The 12,072-nt window shown below is 62.8% G+C and carries 12 protein-coding genes; 8 read left to right on the top strand and 4 right to left on the bottom strand.

Annotated elements, in window-relative coordinates:
- Nucleotides 1-161 precede the first annotated feature (161 nt).
- The 3 genes from ASD12_RS29895 to ASD12_RS35090 all read right to left on the bottom strand — a co-directional run bounded on the left by ASD12_RS29895 (nucleotide 162) and on the right by ASD12_RS35090 (nucleotide 2,381).
- On the bottom strand, nucleotides 162-371 hold the full coding sequence (locus ASD12_RS29895) for a DUF2061 domain-containing protein (RefSeq protein ID WP_056595331.1): 210 nt from the start codon (nucleotides 369-371) through the stop codon (nucleotides 162-164).
- Between the two features lie 106 nt (nucleotides 372-477).
- Nucleotides 478-2,142 carry a Na/Pi cotransporter family protein gene (locus tag ASD12_RS29890; protein ID WP_056595328.1) on the bottom strand — a complete coding sequence of 555 codons (1,665 nt, stop codon included), beginning with the start codon at nucleotides 2,140-2,142 and terminating at the stop codon, nucleotides 478-480.
- Nucleotides 2,139-2,381 (bottom strand): hypothetical protein, encoded by a 243-nt coding sequence (locus tag ASD12_RS35090; protein ID WP_156398680.1) that lies wholly within the window; start codon nucleotides 2,379-2,381, stop codon nucleotides 2,139-2,141. The genes ASD12_RS29890 and ASD12_RS35090 overlap by 4 nt, the downstream gene beginning before the upstream one ends.
- A 111-nt stretch (nucleotides 2,382-2,492) precedes the next feature.
- Here ASD12_RS35090 and ASD12_RS29885 point away from each other — a divergent pair, with 111 nt between their 5' ends.
- The 3 genes from ASD12_RS29885 (at nucleotide 2,493) to rpoD (ending at nucleotide 7,540) form a co-directional block, all read left to right on the top strand.
- Nucleotides 2,493-2,861: an RcnB family protein gene (locus tag ASD12_RS29885; protein WP_056595326.1), complete on the top strand. Its 369-nt coding sequence runs from the start codon at nucleotides 2,493-2,495 to the stop codon at nucleotides 2,859-2,861.
- Between the two features lie 141 nt (nucleotides 2,862-3,002).
- Nucleotides 3,003-4,949, top strand: a complete 1,947-nt coding sequence (gene dnaG, locus ASD12_RS29880) for a DNA primase (RefSeq protein ID WP_056595324.1) — start codon at nucleotides 3,003-3,005, stop codon at nucleotides 4,947-4,949.
- A 569-nt stretch (nucleotides 4,950-5,518) separates the two neighbouring features.
- Nucleotides 5,519-7,540, top strand: coding sequence for an RNA polymerase sigma factor RpoD (gene rpoD / locus ASD12_RS29875; RefSeq protein WP_056595322.1), 2,022 nt, complete (start codon nucleotides 5,519-5,521; stop codon nucleotides 7,538-7,540).
- 76 nt (nucleotides 7,541-7,616) lie between these two features.
- On the opposite strand, the gene ASD12_RS29870 is transcribed toward rpoD, so the two are convergent.
- Entirely contained in the window at nucleotides 7,617-8,672 is a 1,056-nt protein-coding gene (locus ASD12_RS29870; RefSeq protein ID WP_056595320.1) for a TauD/TfdA family dioxygenase, read from the bottom strand.
- Between the two features lie 268 nt (nucleotides 8,673-8,940).
- On the opposite strand from ASD12_RS29870, the gene ASD12_RS29865 reads away from it, so the two are divergent.
- The 5 genes from ASD12_RS29865 to ASD12_RS29845 all read left to right on the top strand — a co-directional run bounded on the left by ASD12_RS29865 (nucleotide 8,941) and on the right by ASD12_RS29845 (nucleotide 11,979).
- Nucleotides 8,941-9,234 (top strand): GYD domain-containing protein, encoded by a 294-nt coding sequence (locus ASD12_RS29865; RefSeq protein ID WP_056595319.1) that lies wholly within the window; start codon nucleotides 8,941-8,943, stop codon nucleotides 9,232-9,234.
- 65 nt (nucleotides 9,235-9,299) lie between these two features.
- Nucleotides 9,300-10,364 carry a DMT family transporter gene (locus ASD12_RS29860; protein ID WP_056595318.1) on the top strand — a complete coding sequence of 355 codons (1,065 nt, stop codon included), beginning with the start codon at nucleotides 9,300-9,302 and terminating at the stop codon, nucleotides 10,362-10,364.
- Nucleotides 10,365-10,733 (top strand): DCC1-like thiol-disulfide oxidoreductase family protein, encoded by a 369-nt coding sequence (locus ASD12_RS29855; RefSeq protein ID WP_056595317.1) that lies wholly within the window; start codon nucleotides 10,365-10,367, stop codon nucleotides 10,731-10,733. It abuts the gene before it with no gap.
- Between the two features lie 156 nt (nucleotides 10,734-10,889).
- Nucleotides 10,890-11,567, top strand: a complete 678-nt coding sequence (locus ASD12_RS29850) for a PadR family transcriptional regulator (RefSeq protein ID WP_056595315.1) — start codon at nucleotides 10,890-10,892, stop codon at nucleotides 11,565-11,567.
- A 112-nt stretch (nucleotides 11,568-11,679) separates the two neighbouring features.
- Nucleotides 11,680-11,979 carry an HlyU family transcriptional regulator gene (locus ASD12_RS29845; protein ID WP_056595313.1) on the top strand — a complete coding sequence of 100 codons (300 nt, stop codon included), beginning with the start codon at nucleotides 11,680-11,682 and terminating at the stop codon, nucleotides 11,977-11,979.
- The last annotated feature ends 93 nt before the right edge of the window (nucleotides 11,980-12,072 follow it).

The raw sequence follows: 12,072 nt of genomic DNA, 5'->3' as shown, positions 1-12,072 counted from the left end.
GGAAGCGATCCTGAGCAAAGCGCCTCAAACCACGGATGGGCTTTGCGGGCAATCCAGAAATTGTTGGCGCCGCTTTTGCTTTTCTTGATCGGGTTCTCGATCGTCATCTGCTCGCGCGACGGTCGGGTGAGGCGCGCTGGCTCGGTCTTGCGCCGAGGCCGCTAAGCTGTGGTCTTGCGCCCGTAGGGAATCTTGAGCCATGCCCGTTCGTGGAGATAATAGAGCAGCGATTTGGTGACGACCTCGGTCAGGCCGATGGTCGCGGCGAGCTTGATGCTTCCAGTTATGACGAGTGAAATGATTATCGTGTCGATGGTGCCGGTCACACGCCAGGAGAGCGCCTTGGCGAAACTGCGCGAATGGGTGTCCATCGATTTCCTCCGAAAGGCTGGGCCAATGGACCCTTATCCCGACTGGGGGAAACAGAGCAAAGGTATTTTGCCGCCGAAACGATGGCGGTGCTTGACGGTGTCGTGATCAGCTCGCCTTCAGCCGCGACCCGGTGAGCAGGCCGCGCTCTTCCAGCACCGGATAGGCCATCGAGGCCAGCAGCGAGTTGATCTGTTTCAGGTCGCGGATGGTGTCGAGATGGATCGAGCTGGTCTCGACGCTCTTGGCCGTGCCGTCGCGCAGCCGCACGAAATGGCTGGCACTGGTTTCCTTCTCGCGGTCGCGCAACTGGTCCTTTTCCAGCACCAGCTGGCGGGCAGTCTCGGGATCGCGCGACACCAGCACGTTGAAGGCGAGCCGGGCATTGGCCAGTACCGAGCTGTGGAAGGCGAACAATTCACTCCAGCCCTCGTCGGTGAATTCCAGTCCGCGCTCGAACTTCTTCTTCACATGCACCAGCATGTTGCGCACGATGATGTCGCCGACCTGCTCCAGCTTGACACAGGCGCCGATCAGTTCCTGGCAGCGCAGCGCTTCGTCCTCGGTCAGCGGGTTTCTGGTAAGCTTGGCCAGATAGAGCTTGATCGCGGCATGCTTCCTGTCGACGCGGTCGTCGAGTGCGGCCAGAGCCTTGATCTTGTCGGCGTCGGCGCTCTCGTAGAGCTCGATGATGCGCTTGAGCATGATCTCGACGGTCTCGCAGACCCGCACCACCTCGCGGGTGGCGTTGGCCAGCGCCTGGCTCGGCACGTCGAGCGCGCTCTCGTTGAGCGCGGACAGTTCGACGACGTCGAGTGTGCTGGCCAGCGCCGGCTTGGCGCCCAGTGCGACGATCTTCTCCGAGGCGCGATAGACTAAGCCGGCCAGCGGCAGGCCGGCGAGCAGGATCAGCACATTGAACAGGATGTGGGCATTGACGATCTGATCCGCCGCCGTCGAGCCGAGAAAGGCGAAGTGGGGCCTGAAAATCATGACCAGGATCAGCATGACCAGCGAGCCAAGACCGCGCATCAGGAGGTTGCCGATCGGCACGACGCGCACTTCGGGGCTTGACGAGCGGGTCAGCATCGGCGCGATGATCGATGAGCCGAGATTGACACCAAGGATGAGAACGACGCCGAGTTCGGGCGTGATCAGGCCACGGCCGGCCAGCGTCGCCATCAAGAGCACCGCCGCGATGCTCGACTGGAACAGCCAGGTGATCAGCGCCGCCAGCAGGTAGGCGGTGATGGAATCGGTGGAAAAGTAATTGATGATGACCGGCATGAGCTGGCTGTTGCGCAGCGGCTCCGATGCCTGGCCGATCATTTCCAGCGACAGGATCAAAAGGCCGACGCCGACCAGGATGCGGCCGGACTGGCGCCAGTCGCGCCGCTCGGTGGCCATGAACATGACCGTGCCGGTGATCAGGCAGAGCGGCACCAGCAGGGTGAGATCGAAGGTCAGCAGCTTGACCACCAGCGCCGAGCCGATCTCGGCGCCGCGCACGGCAAGCTGGCCGGCGGCGCCCGAGACGATGCCGGACCCGGCGAAGGAGCCGACCAGCAGCGTGACGGCGGTGGAGCTCTGCAGGGCGATGGCGAGGCCGGTGCCGGCCAGCACCGCCATGATCGGATTGCGCATGGTGGCGCGCAAACGGTGGCGCAGCACGTCGCCATAGGCGCGCTCGACGCCGGTTTTCACCATGCGGGTGGCAAACAGCATCAGCGCCACGGCGCCGGCCAGATGCAGAAGGACGACGGACCCGCTCATGTCGCCGCCTGCACGAAAACAGGGCGCGCGCCCTGTTTGGCGGGGCGAGCTGGATGAGAAGCGGGGTTACGAATCATGATCATGGTGTTGGTCGATATTAGCTTGAATATTTTAGCCGGATAATAAAATTTTGTCGATTTCGATGGGCCGTTGCCGCGCGACAGGCGGTGTCGGAAAATGGATGGACGCGCAAATCGCATTGCCGCGCCGCTCGCTCCTACCTTTGCGACGATGTTCAACTCCTTCGATTAAAAGACGGAATTCATTACACAATTGTAATGCGGATGTTCAGTTTCGGTTCATCGGTGGGCCAGTACTGCTTGGGCATCGACAACCAAGGAGACTGTCTCATGAAACGCATTGTCCTTTCCGCCCTCGCTTTCTCGATGCTCGCCGCCACGTCGCTCACCGGCCAGTCCGCACCGCTGAATGCACCGGTCGCTCCGCAGTCGAACACCAGTCAGGTCGACTGGCAGAAGCCCGGCAAGCATGTCGACGTCAGGAAGCGTGTCGTGAAGAAGACGGTCGTCGTGAAGCGCAGCCATTGGCGCAACGGCCAGAAATATTCCGGCTGGAGGCAGCACCGGCCGATCCGCGACTATGGCCGCTACGGCCTGCATCGTCCCGGACATGGCCAGGAATGGATCCGCGTCGGCAACGACTATGTGCTGGTCGGTGTCCTCTCCGGCGTCATCTTCGGCGCGCTTGCCGCGCAGTAACCGACACCTTGCCGGACATTGAAGGGGAGGCGGCCCGCAACGGCCGCCTTTCTTTTTGCCCTGTGGAAACCGGGTATGGCCCGCATTAGGGGTCGTCGGACTTCGCAGGCATGATTATATGGTGGGGAAACGAGTTCCCCGATGCGCTTTCCACCCGCCTTCCTCGACGAGATCCGCGACCGCGTGCCGATTTCATCGGTTGTCGGCCAGCGCGTCGCATGGGACCGGAAGAAGACCAACGCGCCGCGCGGCGACTATTGGGCCTGTTGCCCGTTCCATGGCGAGAAGAGCCCGTCCTTCCACTGCGAGGACAAGAAGGGTCGCTACCATTGTTTCGGCTGTTCGGTCTCGGGCGATCATTTCAAGTTCCTCACCGAACTCGACGGGATGAGCTTTCCCGAAGCGGTCGAAAAGATCGCCGACATGGCCGGCGTGCCGATGCCGGTTCGCGATGCGCAGGAGGAGCGGCGCGAAAAGGAACGCGCCAGCCTGACCGATGTCATGGAGATGGCGACCAGCTTCTTCCAGGAACGGCTGCAAGGACCGGAAGGCGCCAAAGCCCGCGCCTATCTGCGCGATCGCGGGCTGACGCCGGCGACGCAGCAATCGTTCCGGCTCGGCTTCGCGCCCGACAGCCGCAATGCGCTCAAGGAGCATCTCGCCGCCAGGGGTGTGCCGAAGGCCGATATCGAGGCCTGCGGACTGGTGCGCCACGGCGACGACATCCCGGTTTCCTATGACTGGTTCCGCGACCGCATTATGTTTCCGATTCCGGATTCCAGAGGCAAGATCATCGCCTTTGGCGGCCGCGCGCTGCAGCCGGATGCGCTGGCCAAATACATGAACTCGCCCGACACCGAGCTCTTCCACAAGGGCAATGTGCTCTATAATTTCGCCCGCGCCCGCAAGGCTCTCGCCAAGGGCGGCACCGTCATCGCCGTCGAAGGTTATATGGACGTGATCGCACTGGCACAGGCGGGCTTCGAGAATGTCGTGGCGCCACTCGGCACCGCGCTCACCGAGAACCAGCTCGAGCTGTTGTGGCGCATGGCGCCGGAGCCGATGTTGTGTTTCGACGGCGACAAGGCCGGGCTGAAGGCGGCGTGGCGCGCCGCCGACATGGCGCTGCCGTCGGTGCAGGCCGGGCGCTCGGCGCGCTTTGCGCTGCTGCCGGAAGGCAAGGATCCCGACGACCTCGTCAAGGCCGAAGGATCGGACGCGTTCCGGGCGGTGCTGGCCGACGCACGGCCATTGGTCGACCTCTTGTGGATGCGCGAGACGGCGGGCGGGGTCTTCGACACGCCGGAGCGGCGGGCCGAACTCGAAAAGACACTGCGCGAGCTGACCAGCCGCATCCGCGACGAAAGCCTGCGCTACCATTATCAACAGGAGATGCGCGAGCGCGTGTTGAGCTTCTTCGGCTCGCAGCGCAGTGCGCGCCAAGGGCGTCAAGATGGCGGCCGGCCAGGCGACCGCGGCCAGGGCAAGGCCGCCGCACCCGGCGGACAGTTCGCTAAGAGTGGTGGCGGCCGCATCGCAATCACTGAAAGCCTGGGCCAGTCGGCTTTGGTCAAACGCGGCGGCGAGGGGATGTCGGTGCGCGAGGCGACGATCATCGTCGCGTTGATTAATCATCCCGCGCTGATCGACGAGAATTTCGCTCATATCGAGTTTCTCGATCTCGCCAACTCCGATCTGAGGCGGCTGCATGCGGCGATCCTCGACGCGATGGCGCATGACATGGCCAATGACCGTCAGGCCGTTATCGCGACGGTCGAACGCGCCGGCTGCGCCGAGATCTGGGAGCGGGCCGTCGGCCTGATCCGGCGAATGCGGCAATGGCCGGCGCTCGAGACTGCCGCCCTTGAAGATGCCCGCGACGCTTTCAGCCAGGCGCTGCACTTGCAGCGCAGCGCGCGCACCTTACATAAGGAACTGAAACAGGCGGAAGCGGCGCTCGCCACCGATCCCACAGACGAAAACTACCGGCACCTGATCGAAATTCAGGCGCAATTTCAGGATGTACAGGCGACGGAAGCGCTGATCGAAGGATTCGGCGTGTCGTCGGGCAGGGCTGGGCGAGCTTAGAGCGTGATCCCGGAAAGTGGGAACCGGTTCTCGGACAAGATCATGCTCCTACCGAAAATGAGCGCGTGATCCCGGAAAGTGGGAAAGGATCATGCTTCCACCAAGAGAGAGACAGGGCTTATTCCGACCCATCGGGGCTGAACGGGCTCAGGCACGAGAGTGAAAGTGAGAAGCGTTGTTGCGCATCGAAATGGCGCGTGGCGGGCTAAGTCAGGTAATTGATTCGCTTTTTTCATGCGAATCATGCGAGAGGCGCTTGACCTTCTGGCAGATTGGCGGAATCAGGACGATTCGAAACGTTAACCCGAACCCGCGTCGGCGGGAAATAACCGATGTGAGGTAGTGGTCACTGGACAGGCTGCGTGCCTGCCACAGATATCAGGGTTAATCTGGACTTAATGCATGTCGCCCAAAAGGGGAAACCGATTTTGGGGCAACGACATACACCTAACGACGAGTTGATGCAGTTACTGGCCCGGTGAAGCGCGTTTCATAAGAGCGCATCCGATTTGACTGGTCCGACAGCTTACGCGGCTTCGAAGTTCGGCCGCGAGGAGAAGATAAAGACTATGGCGACAAAGGAAAAGGAAGAGGTCGAAACCGAACGCGAAGGCGCCACCGATGGCCCTCTGCTCGACCTTTCCGATGATGCTGTCAAGAAGATGATCAAGGCCGCCAAGAAGCGCGGCTATGTCACCATGGACGAGCTGAATTCGGTGCTGCCCTCCGAGGAAGTGACCTCCGAGCAGATCGAAGACACGATGGCAATGCTGTCCGACATGGGCATCAACGTGGTCGAGGACGACGAGCAGGGCGAGGAGCCCGAGGCCGCCGACACCGCGGCTGATGCCGAGGAAGATGCCAACGAGCTGGCCGAGCAGACCGGTACCGCCGTTGCTGCAACCACCACCAAGAAAGAACCGACCGACCGCACCGACGATCCGGTGCGCATGTATCTGCGCGAGATGGGCTCGGTCGAGCTTCTGTCGCGCGAGGGCGAAATCGCCATCGCCAAGCGCATCGAGGCTGGCCGCGAGACGATGATCGCCGGCCTGTGCGAAAGCCCGCTGACCTTCCAGGCCATCATCATCTGGCGCGACGAGCTCAACGAATCCAAGATCCTGCTGCGCGAGATCATCGATCTCGAAGCCACTTATGCCGGCCCCGAGGCCAAGCAGGCGCCGGTGGTCGAGCGCATCGAGGAAGCCAAGGTCGAGGACAAGCCGCGCCGCTCGCGCGACGAGGAAGAAGACATCACCAATGTCGGCGCCGATACGCGCGGGCTGGTCGATGACGATGAGGAAGACGAGGACGAAGCCAGCCTGTCGCTGGCGGCGATGGAAGCGGAACTCCGTCCGCAGGTGATGGAGACGCTCGACGTCATCGCCGACACCTACAAGAAGCTGCGCAAGCTGCAGGACCAGCAGGTCGAGAACCGACTGGCCGCGGCCGGCACGCTGTCGCCCAGCCAGGATCGCCGGCTGAAGGAGCTGAAGGACCAACTGATCAAGGCGGTGAAGTCGCTGTCGCTCAACACGGCGCGCATCGAGGCGCTGGTCGAGCAGCTCTACGACATCAACAAGCGCCTGGTGCAGAACGAGGGCAAGCTGCTCAGGCTCGCCGAAAGCTACGGCGTGCGCCGCGAGGAGTTCCTCAAGGAATATCAGGGTTCGGAGCTTGACCCGAACTGGACGCGCTCGATCGGCAATCTGACCTCGCGCGGCTGGAAGGAATTCACCAAGAACGAGAAGGACGCGATCCGCGACCTGCGCGCCGAGATCCAGAACCTCGCCACCGAAACGGCGATCTCGATCCTGGAATTCCGCAAGATCGTCAACCAGGTGCAGAAGGGCGAGCGCGAAGCGGCGATCGCCAAGAAGGAAATGGTCGAGGCCAATCTGCGCCTCGTCATCTCCATCGCCAAGAAATACACCAATCGCGGCCTGCAGTTCCTCGACCTGATCCAGGAAGGCAATATCGGCCTGATGAAGGCGGTCGACAAATTCGAATACCGCCGCGGCTACAAGTTCTCGACCTACGCGACGTGGTGGATCCGGCAGGCGATCACGCGTTCGATCGCCGACCAGGCGCGCACCATCCGCATTCCGGTGCACATGATCGAGACGATCAACAAGATCGTGCGTACCTCGCGCCAGATGCTGCACGAGATCGGCCGCGAGCCGACGCCGGAAGAACTGGCCGAAAAGCTCGCCATGCCACTCGAAAAAGTGCGCAAGGTGCTGAAGATCGCCAAGGAGCCGATCTCACTCGAAACGCCGGTCGGCGACGAGGAGGATTCGCATCTGGGCGATTTCATCGAGGACAAGATGGCGATCCTGCCGATCGACGCGGCGATTCAGGCCAATCTGCGCGAAACCACCACGCGCGTGCTGGCCTCGCTGACGCCGCGCGAGGAGCGCGTGCTCAGAATGCGCTTCGGCATCGGCATGAACACCGACCATACGCTGGAAGAGGTCGGCCAGCAGTTCTCGGTCACCCGCGAGCGTATCCGCCAGATTGAAGCCAAGGCGCTGCGCAAGCTCAAGCACCCGAGCCGCTCGCGCAAGCTGCGCAGCTTCCTGGATAGCTGACACTTACCGATTGCAAAGAGATCAAGGGCGCCCATCGAGGCGCCCTTTTTCGTTTCAAGTGGTTCATAGAATTGCTCTACAAAGGCACGTTCAGCTTCGCGCCCTTGACGATGATGCCGCCCCGGTCGCCGATCTCGATCGAGCCATAACGTTGCCTGAAGCATTCAGGCAGCGGACGGTCGCCGGGGACCGACAGCCATAGGCGCAGCATATGGCGCCGCTTGTCCGGATCCGGCCAATCGCGAAAGCCCATGCGGTCGTGCAGCAGCGAATGATTGTAGACGAACTGCATGTCGCCGGGCCGAAGCCGCATCGACAGGTTTAATTTCGGGTCATTGGCAAGGCTGTCGAAGAGATCCAGAGCTTCGACATGCGCCGCGCTCAGCCGCATGGCATCCGGGAAGCGCTGCGCGCTGTCGATGTACTGGCGCTGATAGATGCCGGTCAGCAATCCCGCATGCCAGTTGAGGACCGGGATTTCGAAGTAGGGCTTTTCTCCTTCGGGTATCTCGCCGCGCCGGTCGGTGGCAATCGGATCAAACAGCAGGCGGACCAGATCGGGCCGTCTTTTGCGCATCTCGTTGTAGATCGTCACCGTGCTGACAAGCAGGGACTCGCCGCCTTGCATGGCATCCCTTAGGCAGAGCAGACCGACCACATCGGCGGAGTCGGTGTGAAATGTCTGGCGCTCCGACGTCTGGTAGATGCGTGTCGTGGCGTCCTTGGCGTTGGCGCCTATATCGCGGACATGGCCGAGGATATGACCCTGGGCATTCTGGGACCGTGCGCTTCCCAGATGCGCGCCGACCCCGCAGAAGATCGTTGCCGCCATTTGCGCGGAGTATCGCTCGACCGGGAGACCGCGAAGCACCTCGAAGCCGATGCCTGCGATGAGTTTTTCGCGAAGGGCGGCAAGATGGCCGGCAAGCTTGGGCAAGGGGAAATCAGCCTTGGTCAAATTGCCGATATCCTGCGACCGGGCGAGAAAGTCGGTTGCCGCCAGTTCCAACTCCGCGACGTCCCGCGGGTCCAATTCGACCAGCCAGTTTCGGGGATGCTTCGCCATGTCCTCGCCGGTCCATGCGGCAGGACTTTCGATCTTTCCTGGCGGTAGCTCGTTGGTCTGGCGCATGAAGCTCTCCCGCGGCTGGATCCGGTCACGGACATTGACCGCGCCTGAGATTGCCGCAATCGGGCGGGTTTTTGAACCGGCTTTTCTCGGCCTGCGTGGCGCTTGGTCAAGCTCGCCTTCATCCGGTGATCGGGGGCCGGTGCGATAGTCCTTGCACGATATTCGCCGTGGGAGGATAATTTCGCGTCGGATGCATTTTCTGGGCGACAACCCGGATGCCCGCCCCGGCGAAGCCGCCGTGCTCCGTGGCCCCGGAGGGAGGTGTGCCATGACAAGCTACATCGTGCTGATGAACTGGACGGAGCAGGGCGCCAGAAATGTGCGCGATTCACCGAAGCGGCTCGACGCCGCCAGGAAGCAGCTGGGAGACATGGGCGGATCGTTCAAGGCGTTCTACCTGACCATGGGCGAATACGACATGGTGGCGGTGGTCGAAGCGCCCGACGACGCGGTGCTGGCGCGTTTCTCGCTGATGCTGGCGGCGGCCGGGAATATCAGGACGCGGACGCTGAAGGCCTTTCCCGAATTCGCCTACCGCGAGATCATCGCCTCGCTCGGATAGAGCCGTGACGAAACAGCGCGTAAAGCGCGTCGCCATTTTTGGGTAACGTGCGCTAGGATGTAGCCATGTCCGAACCGCATTCCCATTCACATCTGTGGCCCGGCGTGCCGCTCGCGCTTGGCTCGGCCGTCTTGTTCGGGGCGACGCCGCCGCTCAGCAAGACGCTGCTCGAGGGCGTCAATCCCTTCATGCTGGCCGGGCTGCTCTATCTCGGTGCTGGTCTCGGCCTCGCTCTGTACCGCCTGCTCCGGGGCAGGCAGGCTGCAGCCGGGGAAGCGCAACTGACCGCCGGGGATTTTCCCTGGCTGGCGCTGGCAATCGGCATGGGAGGCGTTATCGCGCCGGTGCTGCTGATGTTCGGCTTGACCCTCAACACGGCGTCCAGTTCGGCGCTGCTGCTCAATCTGGAAGGGCTGGCGACGATGGCGATCGCCTGGCTCGTCTATCGCGAGAATGTCGACCGGCGTCTGCTTTTTGGCGCCTTCGCCATTCTGGCGGGCGCCGTTCTTCTGTCGTGGCAAGGCGAGGGCATCGCCTTCAACCGTGGCGCCCTGCTGGTGGCTGGGGCTTGTGTGGCCTGGGGGATCGACAACAATTTCACGCGCAGGATCTCGGCCACCGACCCGGTGGTGATCGCCATGCTCAAGGGGCTGGTCGCGGGTGTCGTCAATGTCGGGCTGGCGCTTGCCGGCGGGGCTTGGTTCCCTTCGGCGCCGGTCGTGGCAGTCATCGCGGCCGTCGGCTTCTTCGGCATAGGTGTCAGCCTGGTGATGTTCATCGTGGCGTTGCGTCATCTCGGCACCGCACGGACAGGCGCCTATTACTCGCTCGCCCCCTTTATCGGCGCGTTGCTGGCAATCGCCATATTGGGTGACGCCGTCACGCTCAAGCTGGCGGTCGCCGGGCTGCTGATGGGCGCCGGCCTGTGGCTGCATCTGTCGGAACGCCATGAGCACGAGCACGAGCACGAGGAACTGGAGCACGAGCACAGCCATGTGCATGACGAGCATCACCAGCACCGGCATGACGGGCCGGTGAGCGAACCGCATTCGCACTGGCACCGGCATGCGCCGATGCGCCACCGGCATCCGCATTATCCCGACCTGCACCATCGGCATGGCCACGGATAGATGCTGACCGTCTGGTACAACGCGCGCTGCCCGGTTTGCGATGCCGGCATTATCAGGCAGAAGCGGCGGTTGATCGAAGCGGTCAAGGTTGGGCGGATCGAGTTCCGTGACATCAATTTTGAACCGGCAGCGCTTGCCGGACATGGCGCGTCGCTTGACGACATCCGCCGCCGGCTGCACGCCACCGACGCGGCGGGCGGGCTGCTGGTCGGCGCCGACGTTGCCATCGCCGTGTGGAAGGTCACGCCCGGCGAGGGCTGGCTTGCGACTTTGTTCGGCAATCCGGTTGCCTTGCCGCTGACACGCTTTGCCTATGATCGTTTCGCCGACCTGCTCTATGCCTGGAACCGGCGCAAGGGTCGCTGGTAGCCGAATTTACCCAGCTCCATCGCCTGTAGCGACAAGGCCCGGATCGTAGCCGATCCCCTGGCGTCGCATTCAGATACATCGTAAGATATATCTTGACTCAGCCGCTTGACGCCGCTAATTAAGATATATCGTAAGATACAACTCAAGGAGCAATCAATGCACAATCAATTCGGGCACAATCATTTCGGCGAGCGCAGGTTCATGCACATGGCCGGCAAATTCGGTGGACGCGGCGGCGGGTCCGGCCCGTTCGGCCATGGTGGTCGTGGTGGTGGCCGCGGCGGCCCGGGAGACATGTTCCGCGCCGGGCGCATGCTGGCCGACGGTGACCTCAAGCTGATCACGCTGTCGCTGCTGGCCGAGGCGCCGCGTCACGGCTACGACATCATCAAGGCGCTGGAAGAGCGCACCAGCGGCATCTACAGCCCGAGCCCGGGCGTGGTCTATCCGACACTGACCTTCCTGGAAGAAGCCGGCTATGCCGCCTCCGCCGCGGACGGCAACAAGAAGGTGTTCTCGATCACCGAGGCGGGCCAGGCGCATCTTGCCGACAATCGCGAGATGATCGACGGCGTGCTCGAGCATCTCGAGCGCTTCGGCCGCAAGATGGCCAAGGCGCGCGACTGGTTCGGCTGGAACGACGAGCGCGAAGAGGGCGCTCGTCGCGGCGGCCGTGGGGATCGTTCGGAAGCGCGTGACGAATTCCGCGCTGCCCGCCATCGGCTGCGAGCGGCTCTCGGCGACTTCGTCGATGCCCCGGCTGACAAGCAGGCCGAGGCGATCGCCATCCTCGAAGCCGCCGCCGAGGCGCTGGAAGCGCTGTCGCACAAGTAAGCTCTTCCGCCACGGCCGGCGTAGCTCTTGCCCGCCCGCCCAAGGACCGATAGTGAAATTCATCCCGCGCCACGTTACATGGTGCGGGATGAATGCTGTTGGAGGAAGCCCGATGTCTTTTCTGAAGCGCCTTTTCGGTGGTGGTGGCGGCGGAGCCGAGGCGGGTGAGCCGAAGAGCACGGCGCCGGCCAAGCAGATCGAGCACAAGGGGTTCCTGATCAGCGCCACGCCCTACAAGACCGACGGCCAGTACCAGACCTGCGGCGTCGTCTCCAAGGAGATCGACGGCGTGGTGAAGGAACACAAATTCATCCGCGCTGACCGCTTCGCCGGACTTGACGACGCCGTCGACATCTCAATCAAGAAGGGCATCCAACTGGTCGACGAGCAGGGCGAGCGGATTTTCGGGTAGGGTGGTGCTGGCCGAGGCGACGACCGTCGTCCTTGCGCCGCGGTCATTTGCGCCGCCAGTTTCTCGAATGAGGGCAGTGGGCCGCAAGCAGAG

Origin of the sequence: Mesorhizobium sp. Root102, from assembly GCF_001425625.1 — a bacterium.
Taxonomy (GTDB): Bacteria; Pseudomonadota; Alphaproteobacteria; order Rhizobiales; family Rhizobiaceae; genus Mesorhizobium.
This window is presented reverse-complemented; position numbering and strand designations above follow the sequence as displayed.